The organism is Maritimibacter alkaliphilus HTCC2654, from assembly GCF_000152805.1.
Taxonomy (GTDB): Bacteria; Pseudomonadota; Alphaproteobacteria; order Rhodobacterales; family Rhodobacteraceae; genus Maritimibacter; species Maritimibacter alkaliphilus.
Window position 1 is genome coordinate 3,921,319 of the sequence record NZ_CH902578.1, and the last position, 17,609, is coordinate 3,938,927.

The 17,609-nt window shown below is 65.0% G+C and carries 16 protein-coding genes; 6 read left to right on the top strand and 10 right to left on the bottom strand.

The annotated features are described in order from the left end of the window. From RB2654_RS20200 to RB2654_RS20210, 3 genes are all read right to left on the bottom strand, one after another. The coding region (locus tag RB2654_RS20200; RefSeq protein WP_040885342.1) for an ATP-dependent helicase at nt 1–2,440 on the bottom strand (2,440 nt) is incomplete at its 3' end. Nucleotides 2,441–2,509: 69 nt separating this feature from the next. Beyond that, the gene (locus tag RB2654_RS20205; RefSeq protein WP_008335267.1) at nt 2,510–3,547 is read right to left on the bottom strand and encodes a phosphatase PAP2 family protein; all 1,038 of its coding nucleotides are present in this window, start codon (nt 3,545–3,547) and stop codon (nt 2,510–2,512) included. An 88-nt stretch (nt 3,548–3,635) separates the two neighbouring features. Then, nucleotides 3,636–4,019 carry an acyl-CoA thioesterase gene (locus tag RB2654_RS20210; RefSeq protein ID WP_040885343.1) on the bottom strand — a complete coding sequence of 128 codons (384 nt, stop codon included), beginning with the start codon at nt 4,017–4,019 and terminating at the stop codon, nt 3,636–3,638. 127 nt (nt 4,020–4,146) lie between these two features. Here RB2654_RS20210 and RB2654_RS20215 point away from each other — a divergent pair, with 127 nt between their 5' ends. The 5 genes from RB2654_RS20215 to RB2654_RS20235 all read left to right on the top strand — a co-directional run bounded on the left by RB2654_RS20215 (nt 4,147) and on the right by RB2654_RS20235 (nt 10,000). Then, entirely contained in the window at nt 4,147–5,541 is a 1,395-nt protein-coding gene (locus RB2654_RS20215) for an aminotransferase family protein (RefSeq protein WP_008335271.1), read from the top strand. After that, nucleotides 5,542–6,576: a pyridoxal-phosphate dependent enzyme gene (locus RB2654_RS20220; RefSeq protein ID WP_008335278.1), complete on the top strand. Its 1,035-nt coding sequence runs from the start codon at nt 5,542–5,544 to the stop codon at nt 6,574–6,576. Beyond that, nucleotides 6,573–7,730, top strand: a complete 1,158-nt coding sequence (locus tag RB2654_RS20225) for a M24 family metallopeptidase (protein ID WP_008335280.1) — start codon at nt 6,573–6,575, stop codon at nt 7,728–7,730. Before RB2654_RS20220 ends, RB2654_RS20225 begins: the two co-directional genes overlap by 4 nt. Then, a complete protein-coding gene (locus RB2654_RS20230; RefSeq protein ID WP_008335282.1) occupies nt 7,727–8,470 on the top strand; it encodes a maleate cis-trans isomerase family protein in 744 nt (247 codons plus the stop codon). The genes RB2654_RS20225 and RB2654_RS20230 overlap by 4 nt, the downstream gene beginning before the upstream one ends. A gap of 114 nt (nt 8,471–8,584) precedes the next feature. Further along, nucleotides 8,585–10,000, top strand: coding sequence for a hypothetical protein (locus RB2654_RS20235; protein ID WP_008335284.1), 1,416 nt, complete (start codon nt 8,585–8,587; stop codon nt 9,998–10,000). Nucleotides 10,001–10,006: 6 nt separating this feature from the next. On the opposite strand, the gene RB2654_RS20240 is transcribed toward RB2654_RS20235, so the two are convergent. Together RB2654_RS20240 and RB2654_RS20245 are read right to left on the bottom strand one after the other, a co-directional pair. After that, the gene (locus RB2654_RS20240; protein ID WP_040885344.1) at nt 10,007–10,372 is read right to left on the bottom strand and encodes a thiol-disulfide oxidoreductase DCC family protein; all 366 of its coding nucleotides are present in this window, start codon (nt 10,370–10,372) and stop codon (nt 10,007–10,009) included. 2 nt (nt 10,373–10,374) lie between these two features. Beyond that, nucleotides 10,375–11,430, bottom strand: coding sequence for an acyltransferase family protein (locus RB2654_RS20245; RefSeq protein ID WP_040885345.1), 1,056 nt, complete (start codon nt 11,428–11,430; stop codon nt 10,375–10,377). A 174-nt stretch (nt 11,431–11,604) separates the two neighbouring features. Between RB2654_RS20245 and RB2654_RS20250 the strand changes: the two genes are divergently transcribed. Further along, entirely contained in the window at nt 11,605–11,889 is a 285-nt protein-coding gene (locus RB2654_RS20250) for a hypothetical protein (protein ID WP_008335290.1), read from the top strand. Here the strand turns inward: RB2654_RS20250 and RB2654_RS20255 are convergent, their stop codons facing one another. The 5 genes from RB2654_RS20255 to RB2654_RS20275 are packed head-to-tail and all read right to left on the bottom strand — an operon-like array spanning nt 11,890 to nt 17,511. Further along, complete coding sequence (locus tag RB2654_RS20255) at nt 11,890–12,957, bottom strand: AbrB family transcriptional regulator (RefSeq protein ID WP_008335291.1); 1,068 nt, start codon at nt 12,955–12,957, stop codon at nt 11,890–11,892. A gap of 55 nt (nt 12,958–13,012) precedes the next feature. Then, entirely contained in the window at nt 13,013–13,786 is a 774-nt protein-coding gene (locus RB2654_RS20260) for a FadR/GntR family transcriptional regulator (protein WP_050772004.1), read from the bottom strand. Continuing rightward, a complete protein-coding gene (locus RB2654_RS20265) occupies nt 13,752–14,705 on the bottom strand; it encodes an ABC transporter ATP-binding protein (RefSeq protein WP_008335295.1) in 954 nt (317 codons plus the stop codon). The genes RB2654_RS20260 and RB2654_RS20265 overlap by 35 nt, the downstream gene beginning before the upstream one ends. Beyond that, nucleotides 14,702–16,567: a dipeptide/oligopeptide/nickel ABC transporter permease/ATP-binding protein gene (locus RB2654_RS20270; RefSeq protein ID WP_008335297.1), complete on the bottom strand. Its 1,866-nt coding sequence runs from the start codon at nt 16,565–16,567 to the stop codon at nt 14,702–14,704. The genes RB2654_RS20265 and RB2654_RS20270 overlap by 4 nt, the downstream gene beginning before the upstream one ends. Continuing rightward, nucleotides 16,564–17,511: an ABC transporter permease gene (locus tag RB2654_RS20275; protein WP_008335306.1), complete on the bottom strand. Its 948-nt coding sequence runs from the start codon at nt 17,509–17,511 to the stop codon at nt 16,564–16,566. The genes RB2654_RS20270 and RB2654_RS20275 overlap by 4 nt, the downstream gene beginning before the upstream one ends. Nucleotides 17,512–17,609 lie beyond the last annotated feature (98 nt).

Below are 17,609 nucleotides of genomic sequence, written 5' to 3' on the forward strand. Positions count from 1 at the left end.
TGTCGCCCTCGATCCCCATGACGTAGCCGTAGCCGAATTTCTGGTGGAACACCCGGTCGCCCTGCGTAAACGACGACACGGCGGTCGCGTTGATCGTCAGATTGCGGGATTCATTGGGCGAGTGCATGTGACGCTCGGCCCCGCGCGCCTGCATCCGCTTCCAGCCCGGCGAGTTGTAAGCATCTGCGCGCGCTGCCTTTTCTTCCAGAGACGAGCCGGAGCCGAAGCTCGCCGTCGCCCCGTAGCCGCCGCCGTACAGGCCCGGCGGCGTCAGCACCTCGACATGATCCTCGGGCAGTTCGTCGATGAAACGCGAGGGCATCTGGCTTTGCCATTGCCCGAAGACGCGGCGGTTCGCGGCGAAGGAAATCGTGCACATTTCCTCGGCCCGTGTGATGCCGACATAGGCCAGCCGCCGCTCTTCCTCGAGCCCCTTGAGACCGGTCTCATCCATCGAGCGTTGCGACGGGAACAGCCCGTCCTCCCACCCCGGCAGGAACACGGCGGGGTATTCCAACCCCTTCGCGGCGTGGAGCGTCATGATCGTGACCTTCTCCTCCTCCTCGCCCGACGAATTGTCCATGATGAGCGCGACGTGTTCGAGAAAGCCCTGAAGATTGTCGAATTCTTCCAGCGCCTTGACCAGTTCCTTGAGGTTTTCGAGCCGACCGGGCGCTTCGGGCGTCTTGTCGTTCTGCCACATCTCGGTGTAGCCGGATTCCTCCAAGATCATCTCGGCCAGTTCGACGTGGGTGTCGGCCTCGTCCCGGACCTGGCTGTGCCAGCGGTAGATGTTCTGCACGAGGTCAGACAGGCCCTTGCCGCCTTTCCCCTTAATCTCACCCTGATTGACGCATTTGGCGGCGCCGTCCACAAGCGGCACGTTGCCCGCCCGCGCGACGCGCTGGATCGTCTGCACCGCCTTGTCGCCCAAGCCCCGGCGCGGGGTGTTCACGATCCGCTCGAACGCCAGATCGTCGTCCGGGCTGACGGCGAGCCGGAAATAGGCCATGGCATCGCGGATCTCCATCCGCTCGTAAAAGCGCGGGCCGCCGATCACGCGGTAGGGCAGACCGATGGTCAGGAACCGATCCTCGAAGGCGCGCATCTGGTGCGAGGCGCGCACGAGGATCGCGATTTCATCAAGTGAATAGTTGTTCGGCAACGGCAAGTTGTCACGCCCAGCATCAGTCAAGGTCTGAGCGCGATCCAAATTCACTTGGTGAATGTCGTCTTCTCTGACTTTCTGAGTCGAACCACGCTTAGATAACCGTTCAGTTTCCTGAGCCTCACTAGTGGAACGTGCATTATGCCTAGTTCGCGAGTATCGGCTCGACCCAGACTGCATCGCCTCGACCTCGTCCCCGATCCAGCGCGCTTCTTCCTCGCCGTCCCAATGGCCGATCAGGCGCACCTTGTCGCCCTGCCCTTCTTCGGTGAACAGCTCCTTGCCCAGCCGCTCGGCATTGCCCGCGATCACGGCGTTGGCGGCTTCCAGAATGTGCTCGGTCGAGCGGTAGTTCTGCTCCAGCCGGATCACCTTGGCGCCGGGAAAATCCTTTTCGAACCGCAGGATGTTGCCCACCTCGGCCCCGCGCCAGCCATAGATCGACTGGTCGTCGTCGCCCACGCAACAGATGTTCCGATGTCCCTGCGCCAAGAGCCGAAGCCACAGATACTGCGCGACGTTCGTGTCCTGATACTCGTCGACGAGGATGTAGCGGAACCACCGTTGATACTGCGCCAGCACGTCCTCATGCTCACGAAGGATCGTGACCATGTGGAGCAGCAGGTCGCCGAAATCGACGGCGTTCAGCGTCTTCAGCCGGACTTGATAGGCGGCGTAAAGCTCGCCGCCCCGGTTGTTGAACAGCGCATGGTCCGCCGCCGGGATCTTGTCCGGCGTGATCGCCCGGTTCTTCCAATTGTCGATGATCCCGGCCAGAAGCCGCGCGGGCCAGCGTTTCTCGTCGATATTCTCGGCGGCAATGAGTTGCTTCATCAGCCGGATCTGGTCGTCGGTATCGAGAATGGTGAAATTCGACTTGAGCCCCACAAGCTCGGCATGGCGGCGCAGAAGCTTCACGCAGATCGCGTGGAAGGTGCCGAGCCACGGCATCCCCTCGACCGCCTCGCCCAGATGGCGGCCCACCCGGTCCTTCATCTCGCGTGCGGCCTTGTTGGTGAAGGTCACCGCGAGAATCTCGTTCGGCCGGGCGGTGTGCGTGTTCAGAAGATGCGCGATCCGCGCGGTCAGCGCCTTGGTCTTGCCGGTCCCCGCGCCCGCGAGCATGAGGACAGGCCCGTCGAGCGCCTCGACCGCCTCGCGCTGCGCCGGGTTCAGTTCGTCCAGATAGGGCGACGGGCGCGCGGCCATGGCCATCTGGCTCAGGCTTGGGCGGGGTCCGGACATGGCTGGGGAGTCGTCATGGCTGCTCATGGCCGTGAGCCTATCTCAGCCGCAGAGCGAGGAAAAGGTGTTCAGGGTATGTTCTTCCCGCGCAGGCGGTCAGAAGGTCATAGAGAACTGCGCACCGATCCCGGACGAGGACACGATCGGCGTGAAGGTCGTGTTCAGCCCGCCGCGCCGTTCGGCGTAGTTGTTCAGGATCGACTGGCCGATCACCGTGCCGATCAGGGCGCCCGCCGCCATGTCGCTGACCCAATGGTTGTGGCTGCGGATGTTCGAGGCCAGCAGCGCCCCCGCCACGACATAGGGCACCCATGAATTGTCGTAGACCCCGGAATAGACCCGCGCGACCGAGAAATAGGCGGTGTAATGGAAGCTGGGGAACGAGGTGCCGAAGTTCGAGGGCGTCAGCGACACGGGCACGGCGTTGCCCCAGTTGTAAGGGTTCGGACTGCGCCCGCTGCGGTCGATGACATCGACCGGCCCGCCGTAGGACGACAGATCGCGCGACGGGCGCACCCGCCCGAACACGGGTTTCAGAAGCACCTGCGACACGAGATAGGAATAGGCGACGGCCTTGGTCGACAGAAGCGCCGCCACCTGCGCGCGTTCGTCGTTGAAGGCGATGCCATAGGCGTAAGTCGCGCCGATCCCCGCGACCAGATACTGATCTTCGACGGACAGGAACCGCAGCGGGCTCGTGCGTGTGCGCGGCACGATGGGCGGCAGGTTGAAGCCCGCGAACAGCGGTTCGACGTTGTCCTTGTAGTAGGACGTGATGGCATAGTCGTTCGCCGCCAGCACACCGACGCCCAGCGCCGCCGCACCGAACAGAAGCGGCTCGCGGAACGGAAACAGGCCGATGTCGGCCAGATCGTTCGCCACCCCTTCGACCCCGCCGATGGACTGGCCGAAGGTGCGCCCGGCCTTCTGGAACCGGTTTTCCCCCGTGTCGATGAACGCCGAGGACGGGATACCGTTGATGTAGTAGCCGCCGTGGAAGCTGGGAATGTGGTTTCCGAAGTGGAACACGTTCTGCGACCGTGCCGGCTGCGCGATCCAGAGCGCGACGAAGGCCAGAGCGAAGATCAGTTTCGGAAGACAGACGCCGAACAGGCGCAGCGGACGAAAGAACATGACAAATCCTGTGGCGTTCGTTGGCCGCACTCTGTGCAACCTCTGCCGCCCGTGCAATTGTTCGCGCGCGCCAAGGCGCAAAGCGATCTCAACTGTTGTCAATCGGTCGCTTGTTTCCCTCGTGATCGAGCGCGACGAAGGTGAAGATGCCCTCGGTCACCTTCTCGTTCGTCTTGCCCTGCCCGCGCACGACCCAGGCGTCCAGCCGGACCGCGACCGATGTGGTGCCGACCCGCGCCACTTCGCCATAGATGCACAGAATGTCACCGATCTTGACCGGGCGGATGAACTTCATGGCCTCGACGGCCACGGTGGCGACCCGGCCCGACGCCCTCTCGCCCGCGATGATGCCGCCCGCGATGTCCATCTGGCTCAGAACCCAGCCGCCGAAGATGTCGCCCGCGCTGTTGACATCGGCGGGCATGGCGACGGTGCGCAGAACGGCGTGGCCCTCGGGCATGATCTCGGACATGGCGATCTCCTTTTGTGAGGGCCACCCTATAGCGGCGGGCCCGCAGAGCAAGTCGTCCATTTACATCGCCCGACGCCGCTCATAGGGTTTTTTTGATCAAAAAGACAAAACCCGACAGGAGGTCCCCGTGGACGGCTATACCGACAACGACATTTCCCATGTGGTCGAGGCCGACAAGGCGCATGTCTGGCACCACCTCGTCCAGCACAAACCGTTCGAGACGGGCGAGCCGCGTATCATCGTCGAAGGCAAGGGCATTCGCGTCTGGGACCAGCACGGGCGCGAGTTCATCGACGCCGTGTCGGGTGCGGTCTGGACCGTGAACGTGGGCTACGGGCGTGAAACCATCGCCGATGCCGTGCGCGAACAGCTTGTGAAGATGAACTATTTCGCGGGCGCCGCCGGGACGATCCCGGGCGCCATTTTCGCCGAAAAGTTGATCGAGAAAATGCCGGGGATGAGCCGGGTCTACTACTGCAACTCCGGTTCGGAGGCGAACGAGAAGGCGTTCAAGATGGTGCGCCAGATCGCGCACAAACGCTATGGCGGCAAGAAGACCAAGATCCTCTACCGCGACCGCGACTATCACGGCGGCACCATCGGCACGATGAGCGCGGGCGGTCAGGACGAGCGTGTGATGCAATACGGACCGCTCACGCCCGATTTCGTGCGCGTGCCGCATTGCATGGAATACCGCGCCGCCGATCAGGGATGGGGGGATCTGTCGGGCGAAGAATACGGACGCAGGGCCGCCGACGCGATCGAAGAGGTGATCCTGCGCGAAGGCCCCGACACCGTTGGCGCGCTCTGCCTCGAGCCGATCACGGCGGGCGGCGGCGTCATCACCCCGCCCCCCGGCTACTGGGACCGGGTGCAGGAGATTTGCCGCAAATACGACGTGCTCCTGCATATCGACGAGGTGGTCTGCGGCATGGGCCGGACCGGCAAATGGTTCGGCTACCAGCATTACGGGATCGAGCCGGATTTCGTGACGATGGCCAAGGGCGTGGCGTCGGGTTACGCCGCCATCGCCTGCTGCGTCACCACCGAAAAGGTGTTCGACCTGTTCAAGTCCGACCCGTCCGACCCGCTCGACCATTTCCGCGACATCTCGACCTTCGGCGGCTGCACCGGCGGCCCGGCGGCGGCGCTGGAAAACATGCGGATCATCGAGGACGAAGGGCTGGTTGAGAACGCCAAAAAGATGGGCGAGCGGCTGATGGCAAACCTCAAGGCCCTCGAAGCGAAACACGAGGTGATCGGCGACGTGCGCGGACTGGGCCTGTTCCAGGGCCTCGAACTGGTTCGGGACCGGGGCACGAAAGAGCCGGTGAGCGAGGCCGACATCGGCAAGATCGTCGCGGGCTGCGCCGAGCGCGGTGTCATCATCGGGGCGTCCAATCGGTCTGTTCCGGGCCTCAACAACGTCCTGTGCTTCTCGCCCGCCCTGATCGCCACGCCCGCCGATATCGACGCGATCACGGAAGCGGTGGACGGTGCTCTGACCGCCGTCTTTGGATAGGTGCGGGCGGTTCGAAACCCCTTTCGCGGCGCGGGGCTGGATCACCCGGCCCTCGCCGACATTCCCTTTCCGCTGGACGATGCCGACCCGGCCTTGGCCCGTGTGGCGCGCTGCCCGCGCCACCGGATAACGCCGCTTCTGCCGAGCGCGGACCTTGCCGATGCGGCCGGTGTGGCGCGCGTCTTCGTCAAGGACGAACGCGCGCGCATGGGGCTGGGTAGCTTCAAGGCGTTGGGCGCCGCGCATGTCATCGCCTGTGATGCCGCCGAGGGGCGGGCCGCGGGGCGCACATACGTGGCCGCTAGCGCGGGAAACCACGGGCTGTCGGTGGCCGCCGGGGCCGCCGCGTTCGGCGCGACGTCACGCATCTATCTGGCGGACACCGTGCCCGAAAGCTTTGCGGACCGGCTACGCGCCGAGGGGGCCGAGGTGCGGCGCGCCGGGGCGACCTATGAGGAAAGCATGGCGACCGCCGAGGCCGAGGCGGCGGACGAGGGCCTTACGCTTCTGTCGGACAGTTCATGGCCGGGCTACACCGAAATGCCCAGAACGCTGATGGAGGGTTACCTGATCCTCATGGCCGAGGCCGCCAGCCAATTGCCGGAGCCGCCCAGCCACATCCTGCTACAGGCCGGTGTCGGCGGTCTGGCGGGCGCGGCGGCGGCACATGCGCGGCGCATCTGGGGCGACGACCCCGTGATCGTGGTCGTCGAGCCTGAGGCCGCCCCGGCGTTGATCGGCTCCATCGAGGCGGGGGCGCCCACCGAAAGCCAAGGGCCGGTGTCGATCATGGGGCGGCTCGACTGCAAGATGCCCTCGCTCATCGCGTTGAAGGGCCTTGCCCGCGACGCGGACTGGTTCGTGACGATCACCGAAGGCGAGGCGCAGGCCGGATGCGACAGGGCCGAGGCGGCGGGACTGCCCTCGACCCCGTCCGGCGCGGCTGGCCTTGCCGCGCTGGTCGCGGGCCTGCCGGATGAGGTCGGGATCACCCAGAAAGCCAGTATACTTACCATCCTGTCGGAAACAGCATGACCCACCCGCGCGGCTTCCCCGAAACCGAGTATTCCGAACGGCTGACGAATATCCAGTCGCGCATGGCCGAACACGACCTTTCGGCGCTGCTTCTGACCACCGAACCCGAGGTGCGATACCTCACCGGATTTCTCACGCGGTTCTGGGAAAGCCCCACCCGCCCCTGGTTCCTCGTGGTCCCGGCCTCCGGCAAACCCATCGCGGTGATCCCGGAAATCGGGGCGCATCTGATGCGGCAAACCTGGATCGACGACATCCGGACCTGGGTGTCGCCGGATTATACCGACGACGGCGTTTCCCTGCTGGCCGACACATTGGCCGAGGTCGCCCCGGAGCGCGGCAAGATCGGCGTGCCGTCCGGCCCGGAATCGCATCTGCGTATGCCGCTTCAGGACTGGACGACGCTGCGCGACCGCCTGCCCGACCGGGTGTTCGGTGACGATGCCGCGATCCTTCGTTCGGCGCGGATGGTCAAAACCAAAGCCGAGATCGCCAAGATCAGATGGACCTGCGGGATCGCCGAGGCCGCATTCGCGCGGGTGAACGACATCGCCGGTGCGGGCATTCCCCTGTCCACCGTCTTTCGTTCGTTCCAGTCGCTCCTGCTCGACGAAGGCGCGGATTGGGTGCCCTACCTTGCTGGCGCAGCCGCGCCGGGTGGTTATGGCGACGTGATCTCGCCCGCCACCAACGCACCGCTCGAAGAGGGCTGCGTCTTGATGCTCGACACGGGCGCGGTGTGGGATGGGTACTTCTGCGACTTCGACAGGAATTTCTCGATCGCCGCGCCATCGGACGACGTGCAAAGCGCCCATGCCCGCCTGATCGACGCGACCCATGCCGGGTTCGAAGCCGCCCGACCGGGCGCGACACCCGCCGAGGTCTATGCCGCGATGAACCTGATCCTGACGGGCGGCGACACCGCCGTGAAGGGCCGGTTGGGCCACGGGCTTGGGATGCAACTCACCGAACCCCCATCGCTCATCCCCGCCGACCACACGCCGCTCGTCCCCGGAATGGTGCTGACGCTGGAACCCGTGGTCGAAACGCAGACGGGCATCATGGTCCACGAGGAAAACATCGTCGTCACCGAGGATGGTGCGGACTGGCTGACCATGCCGGTCGGCCACGCGATACCGCAGGTCGATCCATGAGTTTCCGGGTCTTCCCATACGAGCCGGTCGAGGTGTTTCCGACCCAGCTTGGCCTGATCGTCCTGCAATCCGACGAAACGGTGGAGCAGGATTTCCGCAGGCTGTTCGGGCCGGAGGTCGAACTGCAAATCACCCGCATCCGGTCGGGCGCGGACGTGACGCCCGAGACGCTGGCGGCGATGGAGGGCGATCTGGGGGCGAGTGCCGAGCTTCTTTGCCCGTGGACCCGCTTCGCCGCGATCGGCTATGGCTGCACATCCGGCACGGCCCAGATCGGGCGCGCACAGGTGGCCGCCCTCGTCTCGGGCGGGGCGCAGACGCGGGCCGTCACCGAACCCGTCTCGGCGCTTCTCGCCGCCTGCGCGGCGCTTGGGGTGAAGCGGATCGCCTTTCTGTCGCCCTACCTTGCCGAAGTGTCGGATCGGATCTGCAAGGTGCTGGCGGAAGGGGGTGTCGAGACACCGCTGTTCGGAAGTTTCAACGTGTCGACCGAAGCCAAGGTCGCCCGGATCGCGCCGGCCTCGATCATCGCCGCCGCCGAACGGCTGGTCGAACCCGGCGGCGTCGACGCGCTGTTCATGTCCTGCACGAACCTTCGCACGCTCGGGATCATCGACGACCTCGAAACCCGGCTTTCCATGCCCGTCCTGTCGTCGAACCTCGTCCTTGCGTGGCACATGGCGCAGCTGTCGGGTGTGGCACTGGCCCCCGGCACACCGGGTCGGCTGGCGCGGCTCTGATCCGAAACCCGCGCTTTCGTCGCAAAAGCCGGACAGTCCCGCCCACATTTCACCGCATTTTCCATTTATGCCGACGTGGAAACAGTGGTTCTTTCAAGTGGCATTGGGGCTGAGATGGAACAAGTCGGCGCAGGTCAGGTCAAACCGTTCACGCTTCCGCGCATCGCCGCGCAGCCGATGGACCGGCTTGGCCTCGTCACGCTGCTGTCGTCGATCTATTTCTTCCAGATCTGGGGCCTGACGATGGGCGGCACGCCCCTGCCCGCCGCGCTCCACGCGGTGTTCATGGGGTTGAGCGTCGCAGGCATCGTCATGCCACGCCTGTGGGGCATCCTCACGATCAACGCCTTCGCATGGAGCGTGACCTACATCCTCAACTCGCCCGTGGCGTCGAACAACCAGACGACCTCGTTCGCGTTCTCGCTCGTCGTTCTGGGTGCGCTCTTCTACCTGCGCCCCACCGGGCCGGACGGGCGCGAGGCGTTCTTTCACCGCATCGCCTCGGCGGGGCGGCTGATCCTTCCGGCGATGTATTTCTTCGGCATCTACCACAAGATCAACATCGACTTCCTCGACCCGGCGGTGAGCTGCGCGGTCGTGCTGTACAAGGCGCTGACCACGGGTGTCGGGCTGGGCGACTGGGGGTTCGGGCACTATGGCGCGATCTACGCGACCTTCATCATCGAAGGCATCGCCATGGTCGCCCTGTTCATTCCGCGGCTCAAGACCATCGGCATCCTCATCGGCGTGCCGTTCCACATCATCATCGGTTTCACCGGATATGCCTATTACAAGGATTTCTCGACCATCGTTCTGGTGCTCTATGCGCTTTTCCTGCCGAAAGAGGTGTTCACCAACGCCCATGACGCGCTGGCCCGCTGGACCGGCAGCCGGGACACCGCGCTGAAGATCGGGCGCGGTGCGTTGGTCCTGTTCGTGCTGGCCTACGTGGCCGCGATGAGCGCGCTCTTCGCCCCGGATCGCCTGATCCCCGAAGACCGCGCCTTCATGCCGTTCTTCGCCGTCTACGCGCTGGGGTTCTATGCCTTCCTGATCCTTTTCATGCCGCGCGACGGCGGGCGCAAGCAGGGCTATCGCGCGGGCTGGCTGGTGCTTATTCCGCTTCTGTACTTCGCGAACGGGTGGAGCCCCTATCTGGGTCTCAAGACCGAAAGCTCGGTCGCCATGTTCTCGAACCTTCACACCGAGGGGGGCGAGACCAATCATCTGTTCCACGGGGTTCTGCCCTTCGGCGCGTCCTATCAGTCCGACCTCGTGACCCCGATCGCATCCAACAGCCCGCAGTTCGACGCGCGCTACATCGCACCGGGATATGACCTTGTGCGCTATGAATTGGACCGGATGCTGGCGCTGACCCCGGGGCTGGAGGTGACGGTCGCGACGGCGTCCGGGCCCGTCTCGACCGCATCGGGCTGGACGAACACCTACCTCTCGCATGGAATCGCGGCGCGGAAATTCCTGACCTTCAAGCCGGTCGACTGGACCCGCCCCAAGGTCTGTTCGCACTGATCTGGGTCAGCCCCCGATCTTGCGCCGCCCCATCAGGGTGAGCGTCGCGTTTCGACCCGCTTTCATCACCGGATAAAGCATCCGCGCCACGCGCGGCGAGCGGAAGATATGCGCGTTCAGCTTGTTGAACGCGCCGGACCCCGTGCTCATGAGCGCCAGCCGATGCACCACCTCGTCCCCGAAGTGGATCGTGTCGCGGTCGATCAGCGCCATACCCTCGTCCAGATCGAAGCCCGCCTGCGTCACACGGCGCGCCGCCGGGTGATCGCTGCGTGCGTCGATCAGTTCGACAGGCCCGGCCGCCTCGCGCAGACGCACCATCGCGACATAGCGCGAACAGAAAGGGCAGTCTCCGTCGTAGACGATCTGCATGGTCACTCCACCATGGCGCGTTTGGGTGCGCCGCTTCCGGACAGGCCCCGCCGCAATGCATGCCGGGCCGGCATTTCGACCGCGCGGTAGGACAGGTCGGCGATGACACAAACGACCAAGACCGCGATCAGGGCCAAGGGCAGCGTCGCCGCATCGCCCAGTCTGGCCAGCGCCATGATCGCAAACCAGTGCCAAAGGTAAAGCCCGAAACTCAGACGTCCGAGGGTCAGGAGCGGGCGAGTGGACAGAAGCCGCGCCAACGGCCCGTGCCCCGCAGCGACGCCGACGATCAAAAGCACGCTCGCGCCGAGCAGAAAGAACGGCGGCAGGTTCAGGGCGATACCGCCGATCAGACCCGCTGCGGCGATCCACTGAAATCGCGTCGCGGTGCCGTCGGCCAAGGGGGCGCCGCGCAGGCACCGCCAGAGACCGGCCCCGATGAAGAACCCCGACAGCGCACGCAGCGGTGCGCGCCCGTCATAGACGTGGAAGCCGCCCCAGAGGGCCTGCATCGCCAGATAGCCGCCGACCCCGACCGCGATCAGCACGAGCGCACCGCGCATCGAGCGCAGCAATCCGGCAGCGATTAGAAGCGGAAACGCGAGATAAGCGACAATTTCGGCGCTGATCGACCAGGCCGGCGGCACCGGCGCCGCGCAGGCCAGCGGCCCCCATGTGAAACTCAACGTCGCGAGTTGGGGCAGACAACCCGCATAGGCACCCGCCCCCGCCGCACCGAAGAGAACGGGCGCCATCGCGAACCAGACCAGATGCACGACCATGTGCAGCGGCCAGAGCCGGGCCACGCGGGCCGCGAAGAACGCGCGCAACGTGGCGCTCCCCTCTGCGATCCGGTCGGCATAGACATGGGCGATCACCCAGCCGGACAGCACGAAAAACACGTCCACGAACACCCAGCCGGAGCCGAAGAACCCCGGCAGGCGCGCGGTAAGCGTGGACAGCCCCGGCACGTGATGCAGGTGGTAAAGGCACACGGACAGCGCCGCCAGCCCGCGAAACCCTTCGAACGGGGCGAGCAGCCGGGGGGTGCGTGGCACCGATGTTCGGTCCGTCGACATGCCCCGTGGTTAGGCACCAAATCGGACAATGTTGTGGCGAAATTCCGGGCCACCCCCACAAATTGTGCAACATCACGGCCAGTTGACGCGTTTGTTCTTTGAAATAGAACACGCATGTTCTATATTTGTTCTCATCTGATGGGAGAACGTGCCATGTATGAGACCAATCCCCTGCCCCCGACCGACAAACAGTTGGGCTATGCCCGTGCCATCGCGCGCAAGCTGGACATGCCGATCCCGCGTGCCAGTCTTGAAACGCGGCAGGCCTTGTCGAGCTGGATCGACCGCAACCGCCAGCGCAGCGCCACGCAGGGCGTCGCCACGTCGCGTCAGGTCGCCTTTGCCGAGAAGCTGGCGCGGATCAAACGCCGCGCGATCCCGGACGAGTGTTTTCGCGATGCGGGGCTGATGAGCCGCTGGATCGACGCCAACAAGTAATCAGGGCGCGAACCAGTTCATCTTTCGCACGACGGCCAGTTCCACCACCGTCGCCACGATCCGCACGAGGTGATGGAGCGTCACGAAGGTCGGATTGGCCGCCAGCGACAGCGCGATCAGGCTCATCTCGGTGACGCCGCCGGGGGCGAAACTGATGATGAGCGTCTCGAGGCTGAAATCGGTGAGCCGCGCGACGATCAGGGAAAGGATCGCGCCGATCCCCAGCATCGACGCCCCGGACAGAAGCGACAGGCCCAGACCCGAGATCATCATCCGGCGGGTGATGCCGACGAAGCGCAGGCCGAGGCTGATGCCGACGACGACCTGCGCCGAGGCGACCAGCCAGCCCGGAATGTTCAGATCGACGATGCCGGTCGCCGTCGCCACACCGACGAGGAACAGCGGCCCGGCAAGTTGCGAGGCCGGAAGCTTGACCTTGCCGCCCAGCCAGACGCCCGCGACGGAGAACAGCATGACGAGCACCACGTCGAGCCAGATCGCGGGATCGGCGGATGTGGTGAGGCCCGCGGCGGAGCCGACCGGCTCCCCTTCGTAGATCGAGATCGCGAAGGGCAGGACCGCGACGACCACGATGATCCGAAGGAATTGCAGGATTGTCAGGACGCGGATGTCGGCCCCCGCATCCTCGCCGAACGCGATGGATTCCAGCAGACCGCCCGGTGAGCCGGAGTAATAGGCCGTCGCCCGGTCCAGCTTACCAACCTTGCGGAAGATCAGGTAGTTCGCGCTATGTGCGAGGACGACGAACAGCAGGATCGCCGGAATGCTGACCAGAAGCTTCGGCGCGAGCGTCAGAAGGTCGGGCGACACCTGCGCCCCGATCATCACGCCGATGACACCGACGAACAATTGCCGGAACGGGAGCGGATAGCTGTAGCCTTGGGGAAACCTGTCACCGAAAGCCATCGCTCCGGCGGCGGCCATGATGAGACTGCCCAGCATGAAGGGCAGCGGCGTTCCGATCCACTGGAACAGGAAACCCGCCGCTCCGCCCAGCGCAAGAAGGCCCGAAGTGAACAGGTTATGCCGGAGCGAAGGGATACGCATGGCGTGAGGTATAGGCCCATATCCGGCAGGCGCAATGCAAGTTTGGCCGGGCGGATCAGTCGGTCAGGAACCGTTTCAGCGAATAGGCCTCCTGCCCTTCCATGAGCGGGCCTGCGGTCTGCATATGCGCCTTCATGATCGCGCGCGCGGCCTTGCCGTCGCCCTGATCCAGCGCGTCGAGCAGGCGGGTCTGATAATCGACGCCGCGCGACCACAGGTCGTGGTTGATGGGGGTGTAGAGCTTTCGATAGACCGTGATGTCGGTCAGGATCGACAGCATGAAGCCGATGAGGAACGATAGAAGCGGGTTGGTGCTTTGATCGGCCAGAAGCTTGTGGAACCGCAGCGTCGCGATGTGCTGGTCCCGTTCTTCGTCATCCGTCGTCGCGGGTTCGGAATAGGAGGCGAGGATGGTGCGCAGTTCGCCCAGAACACAGGGGTTCAGATTGCCCGCCAGATCGGCCACAAGCTCGGGTTCGAGCACGCGGCGGATCTGGTAGATGTCCGAAATCGTCAGATCCTTGAAGTAGAAATAGTTCGCAAGCAGCGCCTCGGCCCGTTCGGGCGAGGGTTCGTGAACGAAGGTGCCTCCGCCCGGCCCGGTGCGCGATTTCACAAGGCCCTGCGCATCCAGAAGGCGCAGGGCTTCGCGGATCGTGCCCTTGGCCATGCCGAACCGCTCGATCAGTTCCGGCTCGGACGGCAGCCGATCTCCGGGCTGCAACCCTTCCTTCACGATGAAGGTCTTGATCGCCTCGGCCACCTGCGCCGGGCGGCTCAGGCGCACGGCGTCCTTAGAGGGGGTGGAAGCAGGCGGCAAACTGGTCATCTCCGACTTGTTCTAGCGCGGGGTCACGGTCGCGGCAAATCTCGGTCGCGCGCGGGCAGCGGGTGGCGAAGGCGCAGCCCGGCGGCGGGTTCAGCGGGTCGGGCAGTTCGCTGTCCTTCTGTTCGGGCGCGGTGAGCGGGCGACCCACGACCGGGGCGCTGTCGGCGAGCAGCTTGGTATAGGGGTGGCGCGGGTTCGAGAACACCTCTTCCGCCCGCCCGATCTCGACCACCGCGCCGAAGTAAAGCACGACGATCCGGTCCGACACGGCCTCGACCACGGCGAGGTCGTGGGAAATGAACAGGTAGGTCAGGTTGAACTCGCTCTTGAGGCGGCGCATGAGGTTCAGAACCTGCGCCTGCACCGACACGTCGAGCGCCGAGACGGGTTCGTCCAGAATTATGATCCGGGGGCTTGCCGCCAGTGCCCGCGCAATGCCGATGCGCTGTGCCTGCCCGCCGGAAAACTCGTGCGGATAGCGTTCGAGGAATTCGGGGCGCAGATTGACGCTGTCGAAAATCTCGTCGATCCGTGCATCGCGCTCGGCCCGGTTCATGCCGTAAAGCCGTTTGAGCGGCGCTTCCATGATCTGCTTGATCGTCTTGCGCGGGTTCAGCGACGACACCGGATCCTGGAACATGTACTGGATCAGCCGCCCGAACGCCGCCGGGTCGGCATTGTCCAATGCCTTGCCTTCGATCTCGATACTCCCCTCGGTCGGCTCCAGCAGCCCCACCAGCATCCGGGCAAGCGTGGATTTGCCGCAGCCGGATTCCCCCACGATGCCAAGGGTTTCGCCGGTCTGCACCTCGAACGACATGGGCCGGATGGCGCGCACGCCGGGGTGCTGCCCGCCGAACAGGCCGCCGGAGATGGAAAACGTCTTGGCGAGGTTGTCGACTTTGAGTGCAGCGGTCATGCGACCTCCTCCTCGGGATGGATGCAACGCACCTTGTGGGTGCCACCTTCGAGCGCGATCTCGCCTTGCGTGCAGGCTTCCGTCGCCTTGTCGCAACGCGGTGCGAAGGCGCAGCCCGGCGGCAGGTCCGACACGATGGGCGGCAGGCCCGGGATCGCGGCCAGTTCGCGTTTGCCGCCGCCCAGTTCCGGCACGCAGGCCATGAGCCGCGCGGTATAGGGATGGGCGGGTTTGTCGAGGATGTCGGCGGTCGTCCCCTCTTCGACGATCCGCCCGCCATACATCACCGCCACCCGGTCGCAAAGCTGCGCGACCACGCCGAAGTCGTGCGTGATGAACACGATGGCAAGGCCGCGTTCCCGCCTGAGATCGTCCAGCAGCGACAGGATCTGCGCCTGCACGGTCACGTCGAGCGCGGTTGTCGGTTCGTCCGCGATGATGACCTCGGGATCGTTGGCCAGCGCCATGGCGATGCCGACCCGCTGTCGCATCCCGCCCGACATTTCATGCGGGTAGTTCCTGATCCGGCTTTCCGGGTTAGGGATGCGCACGGATTTCAGCAACTCGATCGCGCGGCGGTCCAGCTCCTTGTCCGACACCTTGTGGTGCACGCTGATCGCCTCTTTCAACTGGTCGCCCACGCGGTAGAGCGGGTGCAGCGTGGAAAGCGGGTCCTGAAAGATATAGGCGACGTTGTCCCCGCGTTTCTGGCGCAGCCTCTCGAACGGCATGTCGAGCAGATCCTCGCCTTCATAACGCACCGCACCGCCCGTCACGACACCCGGCGGCGACGGGACTAGGCCCATGACCGAAAGCGCGGTGACCGACTTGCCGGAGCCGGATTCGCCGATCACGCCCAGACATTCGCCGGGGTTCACGTAAAGCGACACCTCGTTCACCGCCTTGTAGATGCGCGGCCCGATGTGGAACTGGGTGGATAGGCGTTGCAGGTTCAGGATGCCCTTCCGGTCATCGGCCGGCACGTCGCCGCCCCGGTTCACGAGCGTCTGCGCGCGCGGCCGCGTGAGCGCACCGGACCGAAGGCGGGGGTCGAGCGCATCGCGCACCCCGTCGCCCAACAGGTTGATCGACATGACGATAAGGAAAATCATGATGCCGGGGATGATCGACGTATGCGGATCGGTGATAAGCTGCGAGCGCGCCTCGCCCAACATCGAGCCGAGATCGGCCTGCGGCGGCTGGCTGCCGAGACCGAGGAACGACAGCCCGGCGGTCTCGAGGATCATCCAGCCCACGGTCGTGGACATGGCGATCACGATGGTCGACAGCACGTTCGGCAAAAGCTCGGTCAGGATGATGCGCGTGTGCCCCATACCGGCAAGGCGCGCGGCGTCGATGAACTCCCGCCCGGCGAGCGAGACGGTCACGCCGCGGATGTTGCGCGCGAAGAACGGGATGTTCACGGCGGCTACCGCGATCAGCGCGTTGAACAGACCGGGGCCGAGGGCGGCGACGATCGCGAGCGCCAACAGGATATAGGGGAACGCCATCAACATATCGACGCCGCGCATGATGATGTTGTCGGTGCGCCCGCCGAAATAGCCCGCGACGATCCCGATGGCCGAACCGATGGTGCCCGCGATCAGGGCGGCGAAGATGCCCACGGCCAAGGACACGCGCGTGCCGTAAAGCAGACGCGACAGCAGATCGCGCCCCAGATGGTCGGTGCCCAGAAGGTGCCCGTCCGAGAACGGGGTCATGAAACGGTCGGCGGTGTTGGTCACGTCCGGGTCCTGAAGCGGCAGGATCGGCGTCACGATGACCAAGAGCAGGATGATCCCCAGCACCACCGCGCCGAGCGCGGCCAGACGGTTGCGAAAGAGAAGCTTCAGAAACGTCATGTCTTGATCCTCGGGTCGAGGATGGACTGGGCCACGTCCACGCAGATGTTGAAAAAGACGTAGCACGCCGCGACGAAGACGACGCCGCCCTGCACCAGAAGGATGTCACGGGTCAGGATCGCGTCCACCAGCATCCGTCCCACGCCGGGCCACTGGAACACGATCTCGATGAAGACCGAACCGGACAGGACGAAGCCCGCCTGAATGCCGAGCACGGGGATGATACTGACCATCGCGGCGCGCAGGGCGTGACCGTAAAGCACCCGCCGCTCGCCGACCCCCTTGGCGCGTGCCGTTCGGATGTAGTCCTGCCTGAGCACTTCGAGCATGGCCGACCGGCTGAGGCGCGCGACGACGCCAGTGGCGACGACGGCCAGCGCAATGGCGGGCATGACGAGGTGACGCAGAAGGTCGGGCAGATCGCCCCCGCCGTAGATCGCGAACATGCCGGAGGCGGGCAGCCAGCGCAGGTTCACCGCGAAGGTCAGGATCATCATCATGCCGAGGAAGAAACTGGGCACGGAAATGCCGATCAGCACGACGAAGGTGATCGCCTTGTCCGCGAAGCCGTATTGGCGCGAGGCCGATACGACACCGGCGAGGATGCCCAGAAGCGAACAGAGCACCCAGGCCGTCCCGGCCAGAATGAGCGTCGCATTGAAGCGTTCGAGAATTTCGTCGATCACCGGGCGGTTCAGGCTGAACGAGCGTCCGAAGTCGCCCGTCAGCATATTGCCGAGCCAGATGAAATACCGCGATATCAGGGGCTTATCCAAACCGAGGTCACGGTTGATCTTGGCCACGTTTTCGGGCGTCGCGTAGCTGCCCAGAATGGCGGTGGCCGGGTCACCGGGGATCATGGCCATGATGAGAAACACGATGATCGTGATGCCAAGCAGCACCGGGATCGCCGAAATCAGTCGCTTGAGGATATAGCTGCCCATGGCGGCCTCCGCTCATGCGCCCAGCGCGGGCCATGTGTGTGAGGTGTGGCGAAAGGGTCGGGCGGGACCGGGGAGGATCGGTCCCGCCCTGTTCAGGT

Bases quoted from the DNA above. Each gene is read 5' to 3' on its own strand.
- RB2654_RS20205 (WP_008335267.1), bottom strand. From the start codon at position 3,547: ATGTTCTTTCGTCCGCTGCGCCTGTTCGGCGTCTGTCTTCCGAAACTG.
- RB2654_RS20230 (WP_008335282.1), top strand. From the start codon at position 7,727: ATGAGTTTCCGGGTCTTCCCATACGAGCCGGTCGAGGTGTTTCCGACC.
- RB2654_RS20225 (WP_008335280.1), top strand. From the start codon at position 6,573: ATGACCCACCCGCGCGGCTTCCCCGAAACCGAGTATTCCGAACGGCTG.
- RB2654_RS20240 (WP_040885344.1), bottom strand. From the start codon at position 10,372: ATGCAGATCGTCTACGACGGAGACTGCCCTTTCTGTTCGCGCTATGTC.
- RB2654_RS20260 (WP_050772004.1), bottom strand. From the start codon at position 13,786: ATGACCAGTTTGCCGCCTGCTTCCACCCCCTCTAAGGACGCCGTGCGC.
- RB2654_RS20270 (WP_008335297.1), bottom strand. From the start codon at position 16,567: ATGACGTTTCTGAAGCTTCTCTTTCGCAACCGTCTGGCCGCGCTCGGC.
- RB2654_RS20235 (WP_008335284.1), top strand. From the start codon at position 8,585: ATGGAACAAGTCGGCGCAGGTCAGGTCAAACCGTTCACGCTTCCGCGC.
- RB2654_RS20275 (WP_008335306.1), bottom strand. From the start codon at position 17,511: ATGGGCAGCTATATCCTCAAGCGACTGATTTCGGCGATCCCGGTGCTG.
- RB2654_RS20255 (WP_008335291.1), bottom strand. From the start codon at position 12,957: ATGCGTATCCCTTCGCTCCGGCATAACCTGTTCACTTCGGGCCTTCTT.
- RB2654_RS20265 (WP_008335295.1), bottom strand. From the start codon at position 14,705: ATGACCGCTGCACTCAAAGTCGACAACCTCGCCAAGACGTTTTCCATC.
- RB2654_RS20250 (WP_008335290.1), top strand. From the start codon at position 11,605: ATGTATGAGACCAATCCCCTGCCCCCGACCGACAAACAGTTGGGCTAT.
- RB2654_RS20210 (WP_040885343.1), bottom strand. From the start codon at position 4,019: ATGTCCGAGATCATGCCCGAGGGCCACGCCGTTCTGCGCACCGTCGCC.